Genomic DNA, 23,769 nt, shown 5'->3' with positions numbered 1-23,769 from the left:
AAGCGGGAGATAAAAGTGGGGTAAGCTTCCAGCTTGCCTTACGTCACGCTCCGCGTGACCTCCCGATCTTACTCCAAAGCTCCGCCTGGCAACACATTGGCCCGGAGGCCCTGCCTCGCAGGGTCGTCGGCAAAGCCGACGAGCAAGGCAAGCAAGATGCTTACCCCACTGCAGTCCTGCTCCCAGGCTCTGCCTGGCAACACCCTGGCCCAGAAGCACCCGCCTCGCGGGGTCGTCGGCGAAGCCGACGAGCAAGGCAAGCAAGATGCTTACCCCACTGCACTGTGAATTGTGAAAGACGTTGTCTCAGAGCAGCGTCCGCAGCGCCGCCGGCAATGCTTCGCATTCTTGCTCGAACACCCGGGCGGCGAGGCTGTCGGGCGTGTCCTCGGCACGCACTTCGCAGGCGCGTTGCAAGATGATCGGACCATGGTCGTACTGATTATCGACGAAGTGCACGGTGCAACCGCTGATCGTGACACCACGCTCGATCGCCGCGGCGTGAACGTTGTGGCCATACATGCCTTGGCCCCCGAACGCCGGCAACAGCGACGGATGAATGTTGATCACGCGGTTTTCGAAATCGTCGGGAATCAACACGTGCTTCAAAAACCCCGCCATCACCACGTACTTCGCACCGCAGCAGCGGACCGGTTCAAACATCGCGTCACTGTAGCTCGCATCGTCATGGTCACGCTTGCGAACCACCAGCGTCTCGATGCCATCGTTCTGAGCGATGTCGATGCCACGGACACCGTCACGACTGCTGATCACCAAACGGACATCGATCGGCAGCTCGTGCTCGTCGCGATGCCGCAACAGGTTTTCCAGCGTCCTGCCGCCGCCGCTTAGAAACACGGCGATCGGCAGTTGGGTCGGGTCTCCGCTCATGACGCGGTCGCCTTAGCGACGAACACTTCACCGTGTTCCGACGCAGCCGAATCGCCACCTTTGATCGAGCCGATCTCCAACGAGTCGGCCAGCGTTTCGTTGCAGATGTTCGCCCCGTGTTCCTCGATCGCTTGGGTCACCTCATCACTGGCCGAAGCGACGGCGACGCGGATCCGATCGGTGTACTGGCAATCGATCGCCTTGCGTTGATTCTGGATCACGCGAATCAGATCGTTGGCGATTCCTTCGCGTTGCAGTTCCGGGGTGACCTCGGTGTGCAACACGACGACGGACCCGAGCCCCTGTGCGGCGGCCCAGCCCTCTTTGGCTTGCAAACGGACTTCGATGTCGTCCCCGTCCAACTCGATCGTGTTTTCGCCGAGCTGCAGTTTCACAACGCCGTCGGATTGCAACTGGCTCAGCAATGCGTTTCCGTCGGCATCGGCGAGTGCCTTCTTGACCGCCGGCACCTGCTTGCCAACTTTCGGACCGAGTCGTTTGAAGTTCGGCACGACCGTGTATTGGACATACTGGTCGCCTTCGGTCGTGTAATGAACGGTTTTGACGTTCAACTCTTCACGCACCAGGGCGTCGTGGTTTTGCAGCCAAGCGATCTGGGAATCGTCGGTCAGAATCACCGTGACTTCCGACAGCGGCAAACGCACCTTCAACTTTTCACTGGCCCGTGCGGCGCGTCCCAGCGAAGCGATCTCGCGCAACAGTCGCATCGAGTCGGACAGATCGGTATCGATCCGTTCGGCGTCGACCTCGGGGAAATCACAGAGGTGGACGCTGCACAACGTCTTGTCGCCGAAGGGTTCGGTCAGACGTTGCCAAAGCGTATCGGCCAGAAACGGCGTGAAGGGCGCAGCCAGCTTGACCAGCTCCAACAGCGTTTCATACAGCGTCCAATAGGCGTCATGTTTCTCTTGCGAATCCTTGTCGGCGGCCCAAAACCGATCGCGGCTGCGGCGGACGTACCAGTTGCTCAATCCGTCCAAGAGCGTCGAAATCGCTTGGCAGGCGTTGTAGTTGTCCAGCGCGTCCATGCGGTCGATCACCTTGGCGGTCGCCTGGTTGAGTTCCGACAGAATCCAACGATCGATCTCGCTACGCTGGGATGCCGGCCGGTATTTTGGCGCCGACGCCAGCGACCCCGGCGTCAGTTGCTCGTCGGCGGCGACGGCGTCACGCGGATCAAACCCGTCGATCTCTGCATAGATCGTGAAGAAGCTGAAGGTGTTCCACAGTCGAAGCAGGAACTCAGGGATCGAATCCTTGATCGACTGCTCGGCATAGATGATGGAATTCCACGGCGCCTGATTGGCAAACAGGTACCACCGCAGCGCGTCGGCCCCGTAGCGGTCAAAGATCTCTTCGGGGCTACGGTAGTTCCGCAGGCTCTTGGACATCTTGCCGACTTGCTTGTTGAATTTCTTGCCGGGATGTTGCTTGGTCTCGGACTCTTCCAACAGGATCGTTTTCTTTTTCTGGTCGTCTTCATGCTCCCACCACTGGGAAAGCATCAGACCGAGCACGATGCAGTTGCGGAACGGCAGCGGGTAGTCGAGCTCTTTGACCTTCAGCGCTTCGACGTCGGTCCCCGGTTCGGCGACCGATGCCCCTTCACCGAACAGCATCGTTGCGATCGCCAGTTGGCTGTAGAACCAGCCACGGGTCTGATCGATCGCTTCGCTGATGAAGTCGGCGGGGAATTGTGACTGGAATTGTTGGTCACCGGTGTGCGGCCACCCCCACTGGGCGAACGGCATCGCACCGCTGTCATACCAGCAATCGATGACTTCGCTGACCCGTCGCATCCGTTTGCCATCGGCAAACGGCGAATCATAAGTGACTTCGTCGATGTACGGTTTGTGGACCCGCAGATCGTCGACCAGTTCCGGATTGGCCGCTTTGGCTTCCAGCCAGACTTCGGTGCCTTGGATCCCCGGTTTGGCGAGCAATTCCTCGTAATTGCCGACGGCTTCCATCCGCCCGGTTTCTTCGCAAACCCAGATCGGCAGCGGCGTGCCCCAGTAGCGTTCGCGCGACAGCGCCCAATCGACGTTCGATTCGAGAAAGTTCCCGAACCGCCCGTCACGAATGTGTTCGGGCTGCCAACCGATCTGGGAATTGTTCTTCAGCATCAAGTCACGGAACTTGGTCGTGCGAATGAACCAGCTGCGGCGTGGGTATTGGATCAGCGGATCTTGATCGGCCCGCCAACAGAACGGGTAATCGTGCAGGTACTGTTCCTGCAAGAACATCAACCCGCGGTCTTTGAGGTCGCGTGCGAGTGCTTTGTCGGCGTCTTTGACCCAGACACCGAGGAACGCGTCCGCAACCGCTTCGTTGAATTTTCCGTCCGGGCCGACCGCGCAGAGCAATTCGGGTTGTTCGCCTTCGACAAAACGTCGCCGTTGTTCGTCATAGACTTCATAGTCGACTTCGCCGAACGCCGCCGCTTGGTGGACGATGCCCGAACCGCTGTCGGTGGTGACAAAGTCGGCCGCAACGACGCGCCAGTAGTGGTGCTCGGTTTTGGAGTCACCGCTGGCGGCCTTCAATGTCCCGATCGGGTCGCCGGTCGATTTCAGGTAGCCGTCAAACGGCGGCGTGTAGCGAAGACCGATCAGATCGGTGCCGCGACACGTTTCCAAAACCTCGAATTCGCACTTCGCCTTGTCGGCGATTTTTTCGACCAACGCCGACGCCAGATAAAACTCTTCGCCGGTTTCGCCGTGCTTGACCAACGAGTACTCCAGTTCGGGATGAACGGCGGCGTACATGTTGCTGGGCAACGTCCACGGGGTTGTCGTCCAGACCAGCAGACTTCGCGCCGGTTGATCCACCAGCGGAAATTTCACATACACGCTCGGATCGGCGACCTCCCGATAGCCCTGGCCTACCTCCCCTGCCGAGAGGGCCGTGCCACCCTGAGCCCACCACCAGACGATCTTGTGGCCTTGGTAGAGCAGCCCGCGATCAAACAGGTTTTTCAGACTCCACCAAACACTCTCGACGTAACTCTGGTGATAGGTCACGTAGGCCTGTTCGAGATCGACCCAGAATCCCAGTCGCTCGGTCAGCCGCTGCCACTCCTGCATGTAACGCCAGACCGATTGCTGGCATTTTTGGATGAAGGGCTCGACACCATAGGCCTCGATTTCTTCCTTGCTGTGGATCCCCAACTCTTTGCCGACCTCGACTTCGACCGGCAACCCGTGCGTGTCCCAGCCCGCTTTTCGTTCGCAACGGAAGCCCCGCATCGTCTTGTAGCGGGGAAAGACGTCCTTGATCGCGCGGGTCAGACAGTGGCCCGGGTGGGGCATCCCGTTGGCTGTCGGGGGGCCTTCGAAAAACACAAAGGGAGGTGCATCAGCGCGGCGCTCCAAGGATCGCTTGTAGACGTCGTTTTGCTGCCAAAACTCCAGAATCTGCTCTTCCAGAGCCGGAAATTTGGGGCTGGCGGGGGCGGCACGAAACGGGGCAGCGGAGTCAGACATCGTTGTCATGGGAAGCTGAAACGGGTTTTTCGGAGCGAATGCGAAGCGGGATTGTAATGGGATTTCGGCGTTTGACGTAGGCGGAGTATTGGGGGGAACGCGGATCGGTTTTGGCGGGATCATCGTGCCCCTGATGAGCCAGCGACGAAACAGGACCAATGGGACAAATAGGACGCATGAGTCCTATCGGTCGCATGGGTCCTATCCCGGCACGAACTCCTGTTGGCGGCTCGCCGCCCGACTGCCGCCACCACCCCCGCACATTTTCACTCATCCGCAAAGTCAACCTTGCCGATAAACTTGTTTGTGTAGCTTCGACTCGACGCTCCGCCCCCCAAACTCTCGCTGTCCAGTTGATGTCGCTTTCGGTTTCCACACAAAACGATCCAGCGCCACGACGGCCCGAGAACGGGTCCGTCACGATACGGGACATGCTTTACGCCTGGGTGGTTCAGTGGGGAGCGGCGGTCGTCAATGGCGTGGCGACGGTCGGCGACATCGCCCTGTTCGCTTGGCAGATGCTGGTTTGGATTTTCACACGGTTGCCGCAGCGTGGCACGTTGCTGGTGAACTTTTATCAAATCGGTGTGCTCAGTCTGCCGGTGGTGGCGTTGACGGGAACCTTCATCGGAATGGTGCTGGCCGTTCAAAGTTATTACCAGTTTCACGCGATCGGATTGGAAAGCCATCTGGGTGTCGTGATCAACACCTCGCTGGTCCGTGAGCTGGGTCCAGTGCTGGCCGCGACGATGTTAGCCGGCCGGGTCGGCAGCGCGATGGCGGCCGTGTTGGGGACGATGCGTGTGACCGAACAAATCGACGCGCTGACGACGATGGGTGCCGATCCGATTCACTACCTGGTGGTGCCTCGGTTCTTGGCCTGCATCTTTTTGATTCCGGCGCTGACGATCATGGCGGATTTCATGGGCATCGTCGGCGGTTACTTCTACAGCGTGATGGTGTTGGACATCGATCATGCGGCCTATCTGACGCACTCCCGCGACGGCGTGGTCGGATTCGATTTATTCAGCGGGATTTTCAAGAGCGTTTTCTTTGGCGGGATGATCGCCGTGATCAGCTGTTACCAAGGATTTCATTGCAAACCGGGCGCCGAGGGCGTCGGCAAAGCGGCGACGCAGGCGTTCGTGTATTCGTTCGTGATGATCTTGGCCATTGATTTGTTCTTGAACATCATCTTGGACAAAATCTATTTCGCCATGTACCCCGCGGGAGCGAACATCCTATGAGTGACCCTGCGGCGGAACATCTGATCGACGTACAGCATTTGCATGTCGATTTTCACGGCCAAAAGATTTTGAAAGACATTAGTGTTTCGATCGAAGCCGGCGAGACGGTTGCGGTGATCGGTGAAAGCGGTTGCGGCAAAACCGTGTTCATGAAAACGATCGTTGGGCTGATCCCACCGACTCGGGGAACGCTTCGTTTTGACGGGCACGACCTTTCAACACTGTCGCCGCCGGCGCTCAGCGACGTCCGCCGACGGTTCGGGTTCGTCTTTCAAAATGCGGCACTGTTCGACAGCATGACGATTTTTGACAACGTCGCGTTTCCGATGCGGCAATCGACCACCGCCGATGATGACGAGATTCACGAACGCGTCTTAAAACACCTTCAAGAAGTAGGACTGCCGCCCACGGTGATTTCGAAACGACCGAGTGAATTGAGCGGCGGGATGCGCAAGCGTGTCGGGATTGCCCGCGCGATTATTTTGCAGCCCGAATTGGTCGTCTACGATGAGCCGACGACGGGGCTGGATCCGATCATGAGCGACGTGATCAATGAACTGATGCTGGACGTCCGCCGTCGCTATCCGGTCACCAGTGTGATCGTCACGCACGACATGCGAACGGCCCAAAAGGTGTCTGACCGCGTGTTGATGTTTTACCCGCGAGCAAGACTGGACAAAGACGAACCACAGGTGCTCTACGATGGTCCACCCGCTGGGCTGGATCAATGCAAAGACGAGCGGGTGCGTCAATTCGTTCGCGGCGAAGCCGGTCAGCGTCTGATGGAGATAACGGGTTAATCATGGACGATAGCAGACTGAAATTCGGCGTCGGCGTACTGGTCATCGCCGCCATCGGAATCGGAATCATCTTGACGTTTTTGTTCGGGGCCGTGCCGCGCGTGCTGACCGGTGAATTCCGACTGCTGGTTCAGTTTCCGACCGCAGAGGGCATCAATTCCAACTCGCCAGTGCTGTTGCGGGGTGTTGAAATCGGACGCGTCATCGACAAAGAACTGCGTGAGAACGATGTCTTGCTGACCATCGGCATCGATCCCAAATACCAGAACAACTTGACACATGAATACCTTCCCAAAATCAAAACGAAATCGATCATCACCGGAGATGCGAAACTGGAGTTCGTCAAAGGAACCGAAGACGAATTGCAGGAGATCCATAAAGAACGATTGCAGACGATTCGCGATGAAAAGTACACCGACGAACAGCTAATCTCTTATGGAACACCGGCCTCCGACCCCTTCAGTTTGGTGTTCAACTTGGAAGACGAAGTCCGTGAAACACTGGAGGCGGTACAGTCCGCAAGCGGAGCCTTGCAATCGGTCGGTGACAACGTCAATCAACTCGTCCAGAACGCGGACGGTGTGGTCCAGAACGCCGAAGGCCAGATGGGCAACGTTGCACAAGACGCCCGAAACGCGCTGATCGAGTTTCAGGGTGCGATGCGTGACATTCGCAACGTGATCGGCAATCCGGAACTGCGTGACAGCCTGGCCGAAGCGCTTCGTGAGCTTCCGCTCGTGCTGACCGAAGCCCAAACCACATTGCAATCGACACAAAAGACGTTCGAGAGTTTTGAACGCGTCGGACAACGATTCGAAAACGTCGGCGTCGCGGCGGAGAAAACGGTTCAGAACGTCGACCAAACTATCGACAGCGTCCGCGACGCGATCGAATCCGCTCAGGGAGCGATTGAAAACATCGAAACCATCACCGATCCGATCGCAGAAAACAGCGATCAATTGGTGGTCCAAGTCCTGAAAAGCTTGGCCAACCTGGACCGAACCTTGCTGGAAGTTGAACGATTCGGCGTCGGGTTGAACAATAGCAACGGAACGATCCGCCGGTTGCTCGATGATGAAGACATCTACTGGCAGATCCGACGCACGATCGAAAACGTCGAATTGGCAACCGCCAAGATCCGACCGATCCTGGACGACGTGCGAATCTTCAGCGACAAAATCGCCCGCGACCCACGCCAATTAGGCGTCAAGGGAGCACTCGACAAACGCGGCAGCGGGCTGGGGTTGAAGTAGCACCGTCGTCGCGGGCACGTTCACACGCGGCGTGCCGTGTGGCGGTCGGCGTGGTCACGGTTGCTCCTGCATCCGCGTTTGGGGGAGACGGGGAGACAAGGAGACAAGGAGACAAGGAGAGTGGGAGTCGAGCGGTGGGGCAATCGATCTGAGTCAGGCCTGCGACGTCCCTGCTGCTACTCCATCATTCTGCCCCGTATCATTCTGCCCCCATTGTTTTGCCCCCATTGTTTTGCCCCCATTGTTTTGCCCCCATCATTCTGCCTTTTTCACACCGAATCCCCGGTTCTGCTGACAGATCCCCCGATTTCCTGCGTGTAATCTGCTGCTCCGCAATCTCCGTCGACCATCATCGTCGGCGACGTTCTGGAGGAAAACGCAGACTCAAAACAGGGTGTAGATGAACGGGGCAGCGGGCGAATTGGTCAGGAAGGCCAAGACGACCAGCAGTAAGAACACCACCAGGATCGGCGTCAGCCACCATTTCTTGTTGTACTTCACAAACCAGATGAACTCCTGAAAGATGCCCGGATCCGATCCGTCAGCCATCGAATCGAAGGACTCGGTGACTTCGTCTTCAGGTTTCTCGGTGGGATCGGCCGGTGGAGTCTTCACGGTTCTAAAAGGTTCGAAAATAGGATTGCGGGTCGGATGGTAAGTCGATCGATCGCCAATTCGATTTGGAATCGGACGCGTTCGTGCGGATCGATTTTCCCGTCACGCGGAACCAAATCGAGATCGGCGTGACCACTGCATAGTAGACGATCGCCAGGACGACGAGGGTGGCGGTCCAGCGGATCGGATACGTGATCGCGTGGAAGAACGCCATCAGTTTCGGCTGAGACGCCGGGATTAAATAATACACCATCGCGACGACCAACGCGGCCACGGCCAGTCCACCGGACACAATCGGCGAGGCGATCGCACGCCACGCGATCCAGGCCAGCATCAACAACGCCGCCGCAATGGCGACGCCGAAATAGCGTCGTTGGGAATCTGTGGGTGGTTTCATTGTGAATTGCCGTGGAACCGAGGTTTCGTGGAGTTGGTTGACGTCGCAGGCTAAAAGGCATGGCAAAACGATGGGGGCAAAACAATAAAAGACAGGAAAGCTGCCCCCGCAGAAACGATTCCAAATCCACGCCTATTTATATCTTGTGGCTTCGGCAGTTCCGCATCGTTTTGCCCCCATCGTTTTGCCCCTTTTCCCACTGCGTGTAATCCCGAGCACGCGCCGATCGCTGACGCTTCCCGCTGGGATTCTTTCTCCATCATTCTGCCTGCCCCCCGCGCTGCCCTTCCTTCACCAGCAAACAATCTTCAATGACCAGCGCATCCATCTCGGTTTTCATGAAGCACCGAAACGCATCCTCCGGCGATCCGACGATCGGTTCACCGCGGACGTTGAAACTGGTGTTGATCAGCACGGGGCAGCCGGTCTGCCGATGGAATTCAGCGAGCAACGCTTCGAATCGCGGGTTCTTTTCTTTGTCGACGGTTTGCACGCGAGCTGATCCATCGACGTGGGTGACCGCCGGCAGCGCGTCGGTTTTGGTTTGACAAACCAACAACATGTAGGGGCTGGTGTGTCCATCGGCCAAATCAAAAAACTCACCGACGTGATCGAGCAAGACGACGGGCGCGAAGGGACGAAACGACTCACGAAACTTGATCTTCAAATTCATCGTCGACTGCATGTCACTGCAACGCGGGTCGCCGAGGATACTGCGATTGCCCAGCGCCCGCGGTCCGAATTCCGCCCGACCGGCATACCGTCCCACCACCAGCCCTTCAGCCAGCAGCGCGGCCGTCCGTCGATCGAGTTCTGCCGGATCCGAGATCACTTCATAGACCGCCCCCTGCCGATCAAGCACCGACTGCACCTGATCGCTCGAAGACTCCGGCCCGAGCAGGCTGCCGCGTTGTGAATCGTTTTTGGTCGGCTGTCGCGGCTTGTCCAGCAATTGATGCCAGATGAACTGCGCGACGCCCAACGCGCCGCCGGCGTCACCGGCAGCCGGTTGGATCCAGATCGAATCGAACGGGCCTTCGCGAAGCACGCGTCCATTGGCGACACAGTTGAGCGCCACGCCGCCGGCCAAGCACAGGTTGCTGGACTTTGTTTTTTCGTACAGGTGCCGCGCCGAACGCAGCACGATCTCTTCGGTCACCACCTGGATCGAAGCGGCCAAGTCGCGGTCCAGATCCTCGATCTCGCTGTCGCGCTGCCGCGGCGGTCGGCCGAACAATCGATGAAACTTCGGCGTCGTCATCCGCAACGACTGGCAGTATCCGAAGTAGTCCAGATTCAGATGGAACGAACCGTCTTCATGAATCGTCAACAACCGGTCTTTGATCACATCGACGTACTTCGGTTGCCCGTAGGGTGCTAAGCCCATCAATTTGTATTCGCCGGAGTTGACGCGAAAACCGCAGTAGTACGTGAACGCGGAGTACAGCAATCCGAGCGAGTGGGGGAACCGGATTTCATCGGTCAGTTGGATCTTGTTCCCCTGTCCGACGCCCATCGTGGTCGTGGCCCATTCACCGACGCCGTCCATCGTCAAAATCGCGGCCTGATCAAAGGGCGATGGAAAGAACGCGCTGGCCGCGTGAGACTGGTGGTGATGACAGAACGCGATGCGGCGTTTGAAACCATTTCCAAGTCCGCGTCGGATCTCGCGTCTCAGATGTAGCTTCTCTGTCATCCACGCGGGCATCGCTTTCCAAAACGACCGGAATCCCCGCGGCGCGAACGACAGATAGGTTTCCAACAGTCGGTCGAATTTCAACAGCGGCTTTTCATAAAAACCGACATGGTCCAGTTCGTCGGCGGTGATCCCCGCCCGCTGCAAACAAAACTCGATCGCGTGGATCGGAAATGCCGCGTCATGCTTTTTGCGAGTGAAACGTTCTTCCTGCGCCGCGGCAACGATTTCGCCATCGATCAAAAGGACCGCGGCGGAATCGTGATAGAAAGCGGACAGACCCAAGATTGCCGTCATCGATCGGCCTCGGCGGCAAGGTTGACAAAGCGAATCGGCGGCAACTGGTCGGCCAACAACGCAAGAGCTGCGTCGACAACACCTTGGCCGGCCAATTCAGCCAGCGAACGTGACGCGTCGACGTCACAGGATTTTAGCAGCACCAACTCATCGGCACCGACCAAAATGGACAACCAACCCGCAATCGCGTCCGTCGTCGTCGTCCAGTCTTCGGGCAAGGGTGTTTCTGTCGCGGCATGATAGAACGCGTCGACCGCGACCAGATGGCTGTGACACTCTGGACTGCGTTTCAGTCGCTCAAACTGCTCGGGAGTCGATTCGAGTTGCCATCCATCCAACTGCGGGCCCAGCCACTCGAACGTCGTCCGCAACAGCCCGACGCACTGCCAATGCAGCCAGCTCGATGGACTGGGGAAGGCGGCATCCAAACGACGCACCGCATCGATCAATTCACCGCCACCGACAATCCCGATCGTTTGTGCGGGCGGTTGTCTCACGGCCCATGCCTGAATCGAATCCGAGAGCGCGTCTCGCAACAACAGACTCCCGCCGATTTTGATGACTCGTCGCATGGTTGGTGGTGGCGATGAAAAGGGTGGCAACCGCTACCGAAAATGGGAAGGAAGACGTTTTCTGCCCGCGGCAGATTCAATGCACAGGCTGGAAGCCTATCCCACAAGGTGCGCAACCGCAAAGGCTGGTGCGCAACGAGAAACATCATCACCCAAAATCGCGGGAAGTGAAATCCGTTGGCGGCCATCGCTATCGATGGGAAGTAAATCGCTGCAGTGCCCGCTGACGACCAGGGGTCCACGCCCGCCGAACGCCGCAATCGCCTCGGAGACGATCGCCTGGGCCCGCTGGTGCACTTGGATCGCCAGTTGTTTCGCGTTTTCCACGTCAACGGTTCGGTGGTCCAGCCCGATCATCCGTGCGATTCGATTGGCGGCATGAAAGGCGTCGCGTGGTTTGCCATCGGCGCTGCGGCAATCCGAAGCGTCGCCAGGCTGGTAACCCAACAACAACCGCACGTCATCCATCGTGGCAAACACTTCACGCATCACCGCAACTGGATGCCCCTGCCAATCCAAGTGATCGACCAACGCACAAACCGGAGTCCGTCCGCCGCCGAGGTAAACGAGCGCGCCTTCGGACAACCGATCAAAATCGGTCCGGCTTGCGGTTGCCACTCCACCGTCACACAGCGGAATCAGATCGGTCGTGGTGGACCCGATATCGACCAGCAATCCGCCCCCGGACAACTGCGACGCGAAACGTCGGGCGACCCACTTCGCCAGCGCATGCCAATTGGCCGCGGCAACCAGATCGACGTGTTCCATCGCCCACGCCGCGGAATGAACGTGTCCATCGACGGCATAAAAGAGCGGCGACGACCCTCCACATTGCTTCACCGCACGGCAGACCTGATCGACGATGTGTTGCACGCCGACGCAACGATCTAGAAAACAATCCGCCAGCTCGCCGGTCATCGTCACCACGACGCGTGAGGCATCGGGAAAGGCGGCGAAGTCAGCTTTCAGCTGGCCGGCGAGATCATCCGGTCGCATCCAAAGCGGAAATTCGACTGACGACACATTGCCTTGCGTGTCGGCGTACTTCAAGTTCGCCCCGCCGATGTCGACCCCCAACGTGACAGGTTCCGATGCGGGGGTGGGATTCGACATTGGCTGCGCAATGGGGCGTGGAATGCTGACGGTAAGAGCCAGCGGTTGGTTGTGTTCGTGACCCGAAGAAATTCACGTTCTACCGCTAAGTCACCCTAAGACGTGAGGCCCGGACGCTAACGCGAACCGGCTGATCTCAAACGATGATCAGCCGTTTGGCGCGAGCCTACGGGCCTCAATGAGAGAATCTCGGCGCTTCACACCGTTTGCGGCGTGTCGATTTTCACTTTGCCGTCGGCCGTCCAATGGACCGAGTTCACGCTGGCCTTGCAACTGACCGGCCCGGTTTCGATGTCGAACAAACGGGCGGCAAGATTTCCGTGAATCATCTCGCGCAAACCGACGTAGGACGTCGTCAGCCGGGGATTGATTTCGATGATGTAGTCGTCGCTCGGGGTTTCGCCCAAGATCAAATCCAGGCCGACGAAGCCGCGTGCGGTCGGCGGCATCGCGGCGATCGCTCGGGCGGCCAGTGCGGTGGCACGCCGCTGGGCGTTGTTGTTCAGCGGTCCGCAACCGCCGACGTACTCACAGATTCCATCGCTGATCTCTTGGGACACCGCCGGCAAGAACGTCTGGTAGTTGCCGGAGGACAGCAGTGAAATCGAAATGCTGCGACCGGGGACCCAGCCTTGCATCAGCGAATTGTTATTGAGTGATTTGCGGGCCTCGCGAAAATCGTCGAACGTCGCGATCGCAAGCGTGCCGCAACCGTCGCGAGGTTTGACGACAAATCGCTCGCAGCCAGCTACCAAGCCCACCATCCGTTCGTCGCCGACGGCGATGTACGGCGGATGAGCGACACCGGAGCTGTGCAACACCTGGGCGGTCAGCAGTTTATCGCTGGCCACGCGAAGAAAATCACCGCTTCCGGCGATCACATCCACGCCACTGCTGCGCAACGAAGCCACGCCCTTGGCCAACAACCCGTCACTTTCGGGCGCGATGATCAACGCCGCGTCACAGTCTTTGGCGGCGGAGACCCATTGCGCCCAGAGCGGGCGTTCGGCATCGAAGGCAACGGTATGCGTGGCGTTGACGGACACTTCGAAGCGGTCTTCGAGGACGACCGTCGTTTCGGAGAACGCCGAAAGGTCTTCCACTAAGGCGCGAAGCATCGCCTCTCCCTCCTTCCGCAAAGAAGGCGGGATCTGGTCGATCGCCTGATCCGCGACGCCGCCGCCGCAGATGTATTCCCCGACGAAAACCTTCAAGTCACAATCCCTTAAAAAATGCCCAAATGATCACGTGCTTCGTCCGTCATCCGATCCGGCGACCACGCCGGTTCCATCACAACTTTGACTTCACACGAATCAACTTCCTCAAGTTCCTCGGCAGCCGCTTTCGTCCCGGCAACCAATTGCGGTCCCGCAGGACACATCGGACTGGTCATCGTCATCTCGATCGTCACATCGTGACGCCCGTCTTCTTTCTCGTCCCCGATCGCGACGACATAGATCAGCCCCAAGTCCACAATGTTAACGTATAACTCGGGATCGATCACCTGCTTGAGCGATTCGCGAACCTTGTCTTCTGCAAGTGCCATGTCTTCTTTCCGGGCGATTCAGGTTTCAAGTATCGGGTTTCAGGTTTCAAGTTTCAGGTTTCAAGTTGTGCAGTCTCATGCTGGAGCATGAAACACGGAACCAGAAACTTGAAACTGAATTTTTTATTCGTATTCTCGGACTTGGCGGGCGATGGCCGCGCCGAGGGCTTCCCGCACGCTATCGATCGTGATTCGGTCGAAAATCTGCTGGAAGAACCCGGTCACAATCATACGGGTTGCTTCCTTCCGAGTAAAACCGCGGCAACGGGCATAAAAGATTTGATCCTCGTCCACTTTGGACGTCGTGCTGCCGTGGGTGCAACGGACATCGTCCGCTTCGATCTCCAATCCCGGGATCGAATCTGCCCGAGCGTGGTGGGACAGGACCAGATTGTCATTGCGCTGGTAACCGTCGGTCTTCTGAGCCGCCGGGTCGACCTTGATCATCCCCCGCCAGACCGTGCGACTTTTGTCCTGCTGGGCCGCTTTGTACAGGAAATCGCTTCGGCAACTCTCCGCTTTGTGGTGCTGCAAGGTGTGGTAGGCAAGATGCTGACGGCCTTCGGTGAACATCACGCCGTTGACTTGGCTGTGGGCCCCCGGACCGACCAAATCCACCGACTGATTGACCTTCGAAAGCGAGGAGCCCATTGCCGCAATCGTCCATTGCAGCGAGCAATCGCGGTCGATCACCGCTTTCTGCTGGGCGAAGTGGTAGGTCTTGTGCCCCCACTCCTGCAGATTGACGTAGCGAAGGTTCGATCCTGGTTTCTGAACCAATTCGATCGACCCCAGATGGAGACCCGCACCACCCGCGTCGGTGCTGTTGGACTCGTGCAGCAAGGTGGCTTCGGCACCATCCTCCAGAACCACCAACGTGTGCGTCGTGTCGGTGCCGCCGTCGGTCAAGATCGACCCGATGTGCAGCGGACGATCGACGACAACTCCGCGGGGCACGTACAGGAATTGCCCGCCGGACATGAACGCCGCATGGAGCGCGGCAAATTTGTCGTGATCGGGATCAAAGGCCGTGAACAAGTACGGACGAACGAGTTCGGGGTGCGACTGGGCCAGTTTCGACAGGCTGCCGAAGACGACGCCCTTGGCCGCCAACTCTTCGTCCAGCGACTCCTTCGTGATGCAACCGTCGACCGTCTCGATTCGACCGCCCAACTCGACACCTTCGACCAACTGGTGCAGCTGCTCGGTTTCGGTCAGATCACAATCGGCCGGGTCGAGCACGGGCAACCCGAATTTACCGAGTTGGAACATGCGGATGTCGGTTCGAATCCACTCCTCGTGGCGACGCTCGGGCCAACTCATCGCCTCGGCGTGTTCAAACGCTTCGCGACGCAGCGTCGTCAACCAATCCGGCTCGGACTGGCTGGCAAGTAACGCGTCAAACCCGGCGGCATCAAAAGCGTGTGTGATGGTTTGTGACATGGAAATTCGTTTGCTTGGTTTTGATTCTGTGGGGGCGACATGGCTGCCGGCCCGAGGTGCCAATGGGGAAGGCAGGCGGAGCCTGCGATTGAGTGAGTCCCCGGGCGGGAGCCCAGGAACGAGGTCAATTGATTTGCTGGAAAGACCGGTGGGGTGGCGTTGAACCTATCGAGCCGGAGCCCGACGAGCCTGGAAGCCGAGCCCACACCGTCGCCGCTATCCGACGCTGCCTTCCATTTGCAGTTGGATCAGACGGTTCATTTCGATCGCGTATTCCATCGGCAACTCCTTGACCAGGGGCTCGATGAATCCGTTGACGATCATCGTGCTCGCTTCCTGCTCGGTCAGCCCACGCGAGAGCAAGTAGAACATCTGCTCTTCACCGATCCGAGACACACTGGCCTCGTGACCGATTTGAACATCCTGCTCGCTCACTTCGATGTACGGGTAGGTATCGCTACGGCTTTCCGCGTCCAAAATCAGCGCGTCACAGACGACATTGTTCTTGCTGTTGTGGGCGCCGGGATGCACCGAGACCAAACCGCGGTAGCTGCTGCGTCCGCCGTTTTTACTGATGCTCTTGCTGATGATTTGACCGGTCGTGTTGGGCGCCTCGTGCACCAACTTCGCACCGGCGTCTTGGTGTTGACCGGCGCTGGAGAACGCGATCGACAGGATCTCGCCACGTGCACCGGGCTCCATCATGTGAACCGCGGGGTACTTCATCGTCAACTTGCTGCCCAAGTTGCCGTCGACCCACTCCATCGTCGCGTCGCCGTAAGCGTACGCCCGTTTGGTGACCAGGTTGTAAATGTTGTTGGCCCAGTTCTGGATGGTCGTGTAGCGACAACGTGCGTTGCGTTTGACGACGACCTCGACGACCGCGCTGTGCAGCGACTCGGTGCTGTACATCGGCGCCGTGCAGCCTTCGACGTAGTGCACGTTGGCACCCTCATCGACCAGGATCAGCGTCCGCTCGAACTGCCCCATGCTTTCGGCATTGATCCGGAAATACGCCTGCAGCGGGAAATCAATCGACACGCCCTTGGGGATGTAGATGAACGAACCGCCGGACCAGACCGCGCTGTTGAGCGCCGCGAACTTGTTGTCTTCGGGCGGGATGATCTTGCCAAAGTACTCTCGCAGCAGTTCGGGATGTTCGCGGACTGCGGTGTCCGTGTCGGTGAAGATCACTCCTTTTTTCGCCAGGTCCTCTTCCAGCGATCCGTAAACGACTTCGCTTTCGAACTGAGCCTTCACACCGGCAAGGAACTTCTTTTCCGCTTCCGGAATGCCCAGCTTGTCGAACGTGTCCTTGATCTCCTGCGGCACATCATCCCAAGTCTTTCCCTGATGATCGGTCGGCTTGAGGTAATAAAAGATGTCCTGGAAATCGATATCGATCGATCCGCCCCACTTGGGCATCGGCTTGGATTCAAAGATATCGAGAGACCGGAGTCGGAACTCTCGCATCCAATCCGGTTCGTTCTTGATATCGGAGATCTGGTTGACGATGTCGCGGTTGATCCCCTTTTTTGCCTTGAAGACGCCGGTGGTCTCGGTGCGAAAGTTGTACTTGTTGATTTCGCCGATTTCCGACTTGGGTTCGGCAGGTGCGTCGGTTGACATATCAAAGCTCCAAAATGGAGATGGAAGTGATTCGTAAGTTTCAGGGTGCCGGGTCTTCTGGGGCAGTGCCGGCGTTTCATCAAGCCAGCGTTTAACCAAGCCAGCGTTTCATCACGCCAGCGCTTCTTCGGCTTCCTCGGCCAGCAATTTTTGGTTCAGGGCTTCGGCATCCGGATAGGCCTTTCGGATCCGGTCGTAGCCGTGTTGATGCAGCTCTTCGGCGAGTTCTTTGCCGCCGGTTTCGACCAGCCGTCCGCCCAGCATGACGTGCGTGAAATCCGGCGGATTGTGCTCGAGCAACTTGTCGTGGTGGGTGATGATCAGCAGTCCCATTTTCTGGTGCCCGATGTCCGCGATCGACTCACTGGCCAAACGGACGGCGTCCGCATCCAGCCCCGAATCGGTTTCATCCAAGACGGCAAATTTGGGTTGCAACATGGCCAACTGCAAGATCTCGGCGCGTTTCATTTCGCCGCCGGAGAAACCATCGTTGACGTAGCGTCGGGCGAATTCGCTGTCCATTCGCAGGTGCTCCATCTTCTCGCGAAGCTCCTTGCGGAACTCACGCATCGGAATCAGCTCCTCGCCTTCTTTTCGATCCGGGCGACGAACGTTGGTGGTCGCGTGACGGAGGAAGTCCGCCATCTTCACACCCGGAATCGCCATCGGTCGTTGGAACGCCATGAAGATCCCCGCGCGAGCCCGCTCGTCGGGTGCCATCTCCAACACGTCTTTCCCATCCAGCGTGATCGAACCGGACGTGACCTCGTATCCGGGGTGGCCCATGATCGCCAAACCCAGCGTGCTTTTCCCGCTGCCGTTGGGGCCCATCAGCGCGTGGGTTTCGCCGTGATTGAGGGTCAAGTTGACGCCCCTGAGGATCGGCTTGTCGCCGACCGACACGTGCAGGTCTTCAATTTTCAGAACGTGAGTCATGACTATGGTTGCAATGGTGGGTGGTGAAGGGTGATTGAATGGTTGATTGGAACGTTCGGGTCAGTTCGTCGAGCCGTCGGAGGTGAGATTCGCTGCCGGGACATTGGAAGCCGGGACATTGGAAGCCGGTGAAAACTGGCAACACGCATCGCCGTCGAGACGACATTGGCTGAGCTGCACCGGTTTGCCGAGTGCCTCCGAGAGCACCTGTTCCTCGAGGTGACACATCGTGTGATCTTCGCTTCCGTCGGCCAGCGTCGGATAGGGACAGGCGTTGATGTCCAGCACCGGCAACTCGCCGGCCGAACGGACATCGCTGACCACGCGACGCGACGACAACAACCGCGACAGCACACGCATGCGTTCCTCCAGCGGCGCGCTCTCGTCCAGCTGCGCGGCGTATTCGCGACCGAGCCGCGTCGCCACGCTGCTGAGCATGCGGTTTCGCAAGTCCCGGTCCTCGATCGACAGCATTTCGTGCCACATCGCTTCGGCCAACTCGGTCGAATCCGCCGTGTTGATCCGCTTGCCTTGGTCGGTGATCCGATACCGATACGTGGGCCGCCCCCGACCGGCGACGACCTTCTCCCGCTCGATCAGCCCACGAGCGAGCAAACGCTCGATCCGCTGACGGACGGCGGTCGCCGTGACGTCCAGTTTTTCCGTCAATTCCCCAATTCCGATCAGCTCGCCGCTGCGCATCGCCAGCAACAAGTCGCGATCGACCGAGCGGATCGGTCCGCTGTCCGGGTGCGGCTCAGATTTCATCGCGGGGCCTTTTCGGGGAACGGGAAAACACAAAAACGACACCCTTACTGTTACAGCACAACCGATTTTTGACAACCATCGTTGTTAAAAAAGAAAGACAGAACCTCCCCAGCACCGCGTCAACGGGAACGTCGACGCCGTTAGCCCGCTGCAACCGGCATGGGTGCCCGATGAGCGTGACGCCGAAAACGACACAACCTCGCCAGGAGGGTTTCGACTGACGACCGCCTCACGGCGATGCCAAGCCCCGCGCCCCCTGAACACCGATCCGTCCGATTGGTACGATTCCGCGTCCGCCGAAGGCCATCTCCTTGCCGACGGCCCACCACCTGACGAATGACTCTCCCCCCGAGCCAATAACGATGAAAGCTGTCGCGGTTACCCCGGGCACCCCCAATAGCGTTCACCTGACCGAAATCGAAGAACCCTCCCTCGACCAATTCCCCGACGGAAAAGGGGTGCTCGTGAAAACCCTGAAGGTCGGGGTGGACGCGACCGACCGCGAGATCAACGAGGCGCTGTACGGCAATGCGCCCCAGGGCGATGACTACCTGGTGATCGGCCACGAGTCCTTCGGAATCGTCGAAGCGGTCGGCCCCAACGTCCGCCGCGTCAAGCCGGGCGATTATGTCACCGCAACGGTTCGCCGCCCCGGAGGCTCGATCTATGACGTGATCGGGACCAACGACATGACCAGCGAGGAGACGTACTACGAGCGCGGCATCAACCTGCGTCACGGGTTTATGACGGAGAAATTTGCCGACGAAGAGGAATACATCGTCCGCGTCCCGGAGGGGCTCAAGCACTTGCACGTGCTGCAAGAACCGATGAGCTGTGCGGCCAAAGCGGTCCAACAGGCTTACGAGGCCCAGCACCGGATGAAGGTCTGGCGACCGCGGCTGGCGTACGTGCTCGGCTCCGGCCAAATCGGCTTGCTCACGACGTTGATCCTGAAACTTCGCGGCCTGGACGTCTACACACTGGCGCGGGGAAAAGCCCCGAACCTGAAGAGTGAAATCGTCGCGGGGATGGAAGCCAACTACATCAGCACGCGGGAAACCAACATGGACGAATTGGTCGCCAACACGGGCAAACCGGACCTGATCGTCGACGCGACCGGCAGCAGCAAACTGGCGTTCCAGGCGATGCAACACGTCGGCCACAACGGCGTGGTCGTCTGGACCAGCATCACCGGGGGCGACGAAAACATCGAAATCCCCTCCGACAGCGTCAACCTGAACTGGGTGCTCGGCAACAAACTGTTGCTCGGCAGCGTCAACGCCAACCGCACGCACTTCGAAAGCGGCATCCGGGACCTGGCGTTGGGTGACATGATGTTCCCCGGCGTGCTGGACAAAATCCTGACGCACCCGGTCGACGGACTGGACCAATACGAAGAAATGATGCGATTGCTAGTGGAAGACAAAGACGCATTGAAGGTGTTTGTGAATATCGCCGAGGGCTGATGGACGCTCTGTCGAACGAGCTGCCCTTGTTAGCGGCAGGGCGCGAGCCCAATACCGCTCAATCGACAAAGTTTTGACCAGCGCAGGGCCCGTAGGCTCGCGCCAAACGGCTGATATTCGTTTGACATCAGCCGGTTCGCGCCAGCGCGAGCGGCGCCCCTCAATCTCGATTGAGCGGTATGGGGCGCGAGCGCTGCGGTCCATCGTGGTGCTTTCGCGCCGAAACCGGACGGCTCGCGGCGTTCCGCTAACACATCTCTGTCAAACGGAGGCAAGATCCCGAGAAATGCTGTTGTGGGGGGGGCCGGCGTTTGGTAATCTTCCGCGCTACCATTTTCGGGCATGTTGCCCGACCCTGCGCCTGGTGTGAGTGAACGTGTGTCCGTCAACGACGGGCGGCGCGTCAGCATTCACCGCCGGTATGCGTCGTGACCTTCATCATTTAGGGGCGACGTCCGCAGCGGATGTTATTTCATTCCTCCAACCCACGAATCTGTCGCCCGCGAAATCCAGACCGCCCTTCACCTGCGGGACGTTTGACGGCAGAAGAGTCTTTTGCCGCGGCGTGATGTTTCGCCGCCTTCCCACCGGACCAGCACGTTCGGTCCGCCGGCATCTCCTGGACTCATTGACGGATTCCGAATCGGAAAATTTCATGGTCAACCGCAATCTGATCCGTTCCCTCGAAGACGACGACATGCTCAACGATCTGGCCGTTTTGGCGCCAGAGGAGGAAACGGAGGATTGGCTGCTCGATTTCCTGCAGCACGCCGAGCAGCAAGATTACGCCCAAGGGCGAATCGTTGACGGCAAAATCGTCGAGATCAACGACGAATGGGCCCTGATCGATGTCGGCTTCAAGAGCGAAGGCACGGTCAACCTGAACGAATGGGGCCCCGACGAAGCGAAACCCGCTGTCGGCGACACCGTCCAGGTCCTCATCGAGGAAATGGAAGACAACTACGGAGCCGCCGACGACCCCTACGGCATGATCGCGCTGAGCAAGAGCAAAGCGGAAAAGATCATCGAGTGGGAACACATCATCAAGAAGATCGGCGAAGGCCAGGTCGTCACCGGGACCGTGATCCGAAAGATCAAAGGCGGTTTGCTGGTCGACATCGGCGTCAACGTCTTCTTGCCGGGCAGCCAAGTCGACATTCGACGCCCCGGCGACATCGGCGATTTCATCGGCCGCGTGATCCAAGCCGAAGTGCTGAAGATCGACGACACCCGTCGCAATATCGTCATCAGCCGACGCTCGCTGATCGAAAACCAACGCGAAGAAGACCGCGCGTACTTGATGCAAGAACTGGAAGTCGGCCAGATCCGCAAAGGGATCGTCAAGAACATCGCCGACTTCGGTGCGTTCGTCGACCTGGGCGGAATCGACGGCCTGCTGCACATCACCGACATGGCCTGGGAACGCATCTCGCACCCGACCGAAATGGTGTCGATCGACCAGGAAATCGAAGTCAAGGTGCTGCACATCGATCGCGAAAAACAAAAGATCGCGCTCGGACTGAAGCAGAAAGACCGCAACCCGTGGGAAAACATCGAAGAGAAGTACCCGGTCGACTCCAATCACGACGGCGAAGTCGTCAACGTGATGAGCTACGGTGCGTTCGTCAAACTGGAACCGGGCATCGAAGGCCTGGTGCACATCAGCGAGATGAGCTGGACCAAACGGGTCAATCACCCCAGCGAACTGGTCAACATCGGCGACAAGATCGAAGTCAAGATCCTGGGCGTCGACCCGGAAGGCCAGCAATTGTCGCTGGGCATGAAGCAAACCCAAAAGAACCCGTGGGACGACGTGCTGGAACGTTACCCCGAGGGTACCGACGTGACCGGCAAGGTCCGCAACCTGACCAATTACGGTGCCTTCATCGAACTGGAAGAAGGCATCGACGGACTGCTGCACGTCAGCGACATGTCCTGGACCCGCAAGATCGGTCATCCGAGCGAGTTGCTGGAAAAAGGCCAAGAGCTTCAGTGCCGCGTGCTGAGCGTCGACGAACAACGTCGCCGGATCGCACTGGGACTCAAGCAGCTCGATAACGACCCCTGGGATGGCGACATTCCGGACAAGTATCAGCCCGGCCAACTGGTCAAAGGCAACGTCACCAAGATCACCAACTTCGGTGTCTTCATCGGTCTCGAAGACGGCTTGGAAGGCTTGCTGCACATCAGCGAGTTGGCCGAGCACAAAGTCGAGAACCCCGAAGAAGTCGTCAAGGTCGGCGACGAGATCGAAGTCAAGGTGCTGCGTGTCGACACCGACGAGCGCAAGATCGGCCTTTCGCTCAAACGCGTCGACTGGGGCGAAGAGCAAGAACGCGCCGCGGCGGAAGCCGAAGCCGCCGAAACCGGCAGCATGCCGTCCCAAGAAGGCGACCTGAAGGGTGGCCTGGGAAGCGGCGAAGGCCCACTGTTCCCGACCGGCGGCTGATCCAGCCCCCGAAAGCCCGACCGAGATCGATCGGGCTCAACATCAAACCTGCCCAAAGCGGAGCCGACACCGGCTCCGCTTTTTTTTTGGCGACAGCAACGACGCGATCAAACCCTCTCGTTTACGCTTGCGCGATCCGGGCTGGCTCCGTAAGCTCGCGCCCCCCTACCGCTCAATCGAGATTGAGGGGCACCGCTCGCGCTGGCGCGAACCGGCTGATGCCAAACGAGTATCAGCCGTTTGGCGCGAGCCTACGGGCTCTGCGCTGGTCAAAGCTTGTCGATTTAGCGGCAGGGCGCGAGCCCTCCGGTCTATCACCGCGTTTTCGACACTGCCACCGGACGGCTCGCGCCGTTCCGCTACCACCCTTTCGTGCCAACGTGCGCGGCATGACCCCGACGGGGTCCAAGCCAGTAGCCGGAGGTGAGCGAAGCGACACCTCCGGACATCCGGTCCCCGTCAGACGCGACCCCGAAGGGTGTCGAAGGACGCACAAGCGGGAAGCTGACGCCACGTGTTCATCCATCGGACTCGCTCGGCGGGGCCATCCGCGCAACCGCTCGACGATACCGTAGCCGATCGAGCCGATATTGTTCGATACGTCGCCCATGACTGCGAACCAGATGGGTCAACCAAACCATCCAGTGCATTCGGTCAGGCTGGAATCCCAGTTTTTCGATCACCCTGCGCGAACGGTGATTGGATGCAAAGCAACACGCGAAAACGATCAACCGGGGATCTTCATCAAACAGTTGGGCGAACAACTCAGTCAGCGCCCGGGGCATCACCCCCTGGCCCCAATGCGATTTGGCAAGGTTCCATCCACACTCACAGGAACGGCGTCCTCCCTCCGGCCCCGGACCAAAATGTTGCATCACGTGCCCGACCAAAACGCCGTCGTCAAAGATCGACGTGCAACGAAAGGAGATGCCCAGGACATTGGGGTGACCGGCCAGTTTTTTTTCGAACGACGCCGGCGTCTCGCCTTTCCGGGGCTGGTACTGATGGCGCAACACATCGGGGTCATTTCGCAGGGCGAAGATCGCGTCGATGTCTGCGATTTCAGTTGGTTTGATGGTAATCGCCATGCCCCGCCGTCCTCCGTTTCGATTCGATCGCTCGCAACGCAAGGGAACGTCTACCAA

General features: G+C 58.8%; 20 protein-coding genes. 6 read left to right on the top strand and 14 right to left on the bottom strand.

Translation table 11 applies throughout. The features are described 5' to 3' along the window. Positions 1-156: 156 nt before the first annotated feature. Positions 157-288 carry a hypothetical protein gene (locus tag TBK1r_RS39115; protein ID WP_419580431.1) on the top strand — a complete coding sequence of 44 codons (132 nt, stop codon included), beginning with the start codon at positions 157-159 and terminating at the stop codon, positions 286-288. An 18-nt stretch (positions 289-306) separates the two neighbouring features. On the opposite strand, the gene purN is transcribed toward TBK1r_RS39115, so the two are convergent. Together purN and ileS are read right to left on the bottom strand one after the other, a co-directional pair. Beyond that, positions 307-891, bottom strand: coding sequence for a phosphoribosylglycinamide formyltransferase (gene purN / locus TBK1r_RS26720; RefSeq protein WP_145217846.1), 585 nt, complete (start codon positions 889-891; stop codon positions 307-309). Then, positions 888-4,397: an isoleucine--tRNA ligase gene (gene ileS, locus TBK1r_RS26715; protein ID WP_145217844.1), complete on the bottom strand. Its 3,510-nt coding sequence runs from the start codon at positions 4,395-4,397 to the stop codon at positions 888-890. Before ileS ends, purN begins: the two co-directional genes overlap by 4 nt. 431 nt (positions 4,398-4,828) lie before the next feature. On the opposite strand from ileS, the gene TBK1r_RS26710 reads away from it, so the two are divergent. The 3 genes from TBK1r_RS26710 to TBK1r_RS26700 are packed head-to-tail and all read left to right on the top strand — an operon-like array spanning position 4,829 to position 7,697. Beyond that, the gene (locus tag TBK1r_RS26710) at positions 4,829-5,644 is read left to right on the top strand and encodes an MlaE family ABC transporter permease (protein ID WP_236649088.1); all 816 of its coding nucleotides are present in this window, start codon (positions 4,829-4,831) and stop codon (positions 5,642-5,644) included. Beyond that, the gene (locus TBK1r_RS26705) at positions 5,641-6,444 is read left to right on the top strand and encodes an ABC transporter ATP-binding protein (protein ID WP_145217842.1); all 804 of its coding nucleotides are present in this window, start codon (positions 5,641-5,643) and stop codon (positions 6,442-6,444) included. Before TBK1r_RS26710 ends, TBK1r_RS26705 begins: the two co-directional genes overlap by 4 nt. 2 nt (positions 6,445-6,446) lie before the next feature. After that, positions 6,447-7,697, top strand: coding sequence for an MlaD family protein (locus TBK1r_RS26700; RefSeq protein ID WP_145217840.1), 1,251 nt, complete (start codon positions 6,447-6,449; stop codon positions 7,695-7,697). Positions 7,698-8,081: 384 nt separating this feature from the next. Here the strand turns inward: TBK1r_RS26700 and TBK1r_RS26695 are convergent, their stop codons facing one another. The 11 genes from TBK1r_RS26695 to TBK1r_RS26645 all read right to left on the bottom strand — a co-directional run bounded on the left by TBK1r_RS26695 (position 8,082) and on the right by TBK1r_RS26645 (position 18,709). Next, a complete protein-coding gene (locus tag TBK1r_RS26695; RefSeq protein ID WP_145217838.1) occupies positions 8,082-8,312 on the bottom strand; it encodes a DUF5989 family protein in 231 nt (76 codons plus the stop codon). 4 nt (positions 8,313-8,316) lie between these two features. Continuing rightward, positions 8,317-8,709, bottom strand: coding sequence for a hypothetical protein (locus tag TBK1r_RS26690; RefSeq protein ID WP_145217836.1), 393 nt, complete (start codon positions 8,707-8,709; stop codon positions 8,317-8,319). 259 nt (positions 8,710-8,968) lie between these two features. Then, positions 8,969-10,702, bottom strand: coding sequence for a carbamoyltransferase family protein (locus TBK1r_RS26685; RefSeq protein ID WP_145217834.1), 1,734 nt, complete (start codon positions 10,700-10,702; stop codon positions 8,969-8,971). Next, a complete protein-coding gene (locus tag TBK1r_RS26680; protein ID WP_419580430.1) occupies positions 10,699-11,274 on the bottom strand; it encodes an amino acid kinase family protein in 576 nt (191 codons plus the stop codon). The genes TBK1r_RS26685 and TBK1r_RS26680 overlap by 4 nt, the downstream gene beginning before the upstream one ends. 96 nt (positions 11,275-11,370) lie before the next feature. Next, entirely contained in the window at positions 11,371-12,387 is a 1,017-nt protein-coding gene (locus tag TBK1r_RS26675; protein WP_145217832.1) for a hydantoinase/oxoprolinase family protein, read from the bottom strand. Positions 12,388-12,584: 197 nt separating this feature from the next. Continuing rightward, positions 12,585-13,601, bottom strand: coding sequence for an ATP-grasp domain-containing protein (locus TBK1r_RS26670; RefSeq protein ID WP_145217830.1), 1,017 nt, complete (start codon positions 13,599-13,601; stop codon positions 12,585-12,587). A gap of 11 nt (positions 13,602-13,612) precedes the next feature. Beyond that, entirely contained in the window at positions 13,613-13,933 is a 321-nt protein-coding gene (locus TBK1r_RS26665) for a metal-sulfur cluster assembly factor (RefSeq protein WP_095736315.1), read from the bottom strand. A 123-nt stretch (positions 13,934-14,056) separates the two neighbouring features. Beyond that, on the bottom strand, positions 14,057-15,376 hold the full coding sequence (gene sufD / locus TBK1r_RS26660; protein WP_145217828.1) for a Fe-S cluster assembly protein SufD: 1,320 nt from the start codon (positions 15,374-15,376) through the stop codon (positions 14,057-14,059). A gap of 216 nt (positions 15,377-15,592) precedes the next feature. Beyond that, on the bottom strand, positions 15,593-17,005 hold the full coding sequence (gene sufB, locus TBK1r_RS26655) for a Fe-S cluster assembly protein SufB (protein WP_145217826.1): 1,413 nt from the start codon (positions 17,003-17,005) through the stop codon (positions 15,593-15,595). Between the two features lie 111 nt (positions 17,006-17,116). Next, a complete protein-coding gene (sufC, locus tag TBK1r_RS26650) occupies positions 17,117-17,941 on the bottom strand; it encodes a Fe-S cluster assembly ATPase SufC (RefSeq protein ID WP_095736312.1) in 825 nt (274 codons plus the stop codon). A 60-nt stretch (positions 17,942-18,001) separates the two neighbouring features. Then, complete coding sequence (locus TBK1r_RS26645) at positions 18,002-18,709, bottom strand: helix-turn-helix transcriptional regulator (RefSeq protein WP_145217824.1); 708 nt, start codon at positions 18,707-18,709, stop codon at positions 18,002-18,004. A 362-nt stretch (positions 18,710-19,071) separates the two neighbouring features. On the opposite strand from TBK1r_RS26645, the gene TBK1r_RS26640 reads away from it, so the two are divergent. Together TBK1r_RS26640 and TBK1r_RS26635 are read left to right on the top strand one after the other, a co-directional pair. After that, positions 19,072-20,175, top strand: coding sequence for a glucose 1-dehydrogenase (locus TBK1r_RS26640; protein ID WP_145217822.1), 1,104 nt, complete (start codon positions 19,072-19,074; stop codon positions 20,173-20,175). A 655-nt stretch (positions 20,176-20,830) separates the two neighbouring features. Then, positions 20,831-22,624, top strand: a complete 1,794-nt coding sequence (locus TBK1r_RS26635; protein WP_095736354.1) for a 30S ribosomal protein S1 — start codon at positions 20,831-20,833, stop codon at positions 22,622-22,624. A 518-nt stretch (positions 22,625-23,142) separates the two neighbouring features. On the opposite strand, the gene TBK1r_RS26630 is transcribed toward TBK1r_RS26635, so the two are convergent. Continuing rightward, positions 23,143-23,712, bottom strand: coding sequence for a GNAT family N-acetyltransferase (locus TBK1r_RS26630; RefSeq protein WP_145217820.1), 570 nt, complete (start codon positions 23,710-23,712; stop codon positions 23,143-23,145). Positions 23,713-23,769 lie beyond the last annotated feature (57 nt).

Source organism: Stieleria magnilauensis (assembly GCA_007753675.1).
Taxonomy (GTDB): Bacteria; Planctomycetota; Planctomycetia; order Pirellulales; family Pirellulaceae; genus Stieleria; species Stieleria magnilauensis.
The sequence above is the reverse complement of the archived record's forward strand: the minus strand, read 5'-3'. Positions and strand labels throughout refer to the sequence as shown.

Excerpts from the sequence above, each read along its gene's own strand:
- TBK1r_RS26635 (WP_095736354.1), top strand. The coding sequence starts at position 20,831 with ATGGTCAACCGCAATCTGATCCGTTCCCTCGAAGACGACGACATGCTC.
- sufC (WP_095736312.1), bottom strand. The coding sequence starts at position 17,941 with ATGACTCACGTTCTGAAAATTGAAGACCTGCACGTGTCGGTCGGCGAC.
- TBK1r_RS26690 (WP_145217836.1), bottom strand. The coding sequence starts at position 8,709 with ATGAAACCACCCACAGATTCCCAACGACGCTATTTCGGCGTCGCCATT.
- TBK1r_RS26705 (WP_145217842.1), top strand. The coding sequence starts at position 5,641 with ATGAGTGACCCTGCGGCGGAACATCTGATCGACGTACAGCATTTGCAT.
- TBK1r_RS26630 (WP_145217820.1), bottom strand. The coding sequence starts at position 23,712 with ATGGCGATTACCATCAAACCAACTGAAATCGCAGACATCGACGCGATC.
- TBK1r_RS26700 (WP_145217840.1), top strand. The coding sequence starts at position 6,447 with ATGGACGATAGCAGACTGAAATTCGGCGTCGGCGTACTGGTCATCGCC.
- TBK1r_RS26645 (WP_145217824.1), bottom strand. The coding sequence starts at position 18,709 with ATGAAATCTGAGCCGCACCCGGACAGCGGACCGATCCGCTCGGTCGAT.
- purN (WP_145217846.1), bottom strand. The coding sequence starts at position 891 with ATGAGCGGAGACCCGACCCAACTGCCGATCGCCGTGTTTCTAAGCGGC.
- TBK1r_RS26710 (WP_236649088.1), top strand. The coding sequence starts at position 4,829 with ATGCTTTACGCCTGGGTGGTTCAGTGGGGAGCGGCGGTCGTCAATGGC.
- TBK1r_RS26665 (WP_095736315.1), bottom strand. The coding sequence starts at position 13,933 with ATGGCACTTGCAGAAGACAAGGTTCGCGAATCGCTCAAGCAGGTGATC.
- TBK1r_RS39115 (WP_419580431.1), top strand. The coding sequence starts at position 157 with ATGCTTACCCCACTGCAGTCCTGCTCCCAGGCTCTGCCTGGCAACACC.
- TBK1r_RS26685 (WP_145217834.1), bottom strand. The coding sequence starts at position 10,702 with ATGACGGCAATCTTGGGTCTGTCCGCTTTCTATCACGATTCCGCCGCG.
- TBK1r_RS26680 (WP_419580430.1), bottom strand. The coding sequence starts at position 11,274 with ATGCGACGAGTCATCAAAATCGGCGGGAGTCTGTTGTTGCGAGACGCG.
- sufB (WP_145217826.1), bottom strand. The coding sequence starts at position 17,005 with ATGTCAACCGACGCACCTGCCGAACCCAAGTCGGAAATCGGCGAAATC.
- TBK1r_RS26675 (WP_145217832.1), bottom strand. The coding sequence starts at position 12,387 with ATGTCGAATCCCACCCCCGCATCGGAACCTGTCACGTTGGGGGTCGAC.
- sufD (WP_145217828.1), bottom strand. The coding sequence starts at position 15,376 with ATGTCACAAACCATCACACACGCTTTTGATGCCGCCGGGTTTGACGCG.
- ileS (WP_145217844.1), bottom strand. The coding sequence starts at position 4,397 with ATGTCTGACTCCGCTGCCCCGTTTCGTGCCGCCCCCGCCAGCCCCAAA.
- TBK1r_RS26640 (WP_145217822.1), top strand. The coding sequence starts at position 19,072 with ATGAAAGCTGTCGCGGTTACCCCGGGCACCCCCAATAGCGTTCACCTG.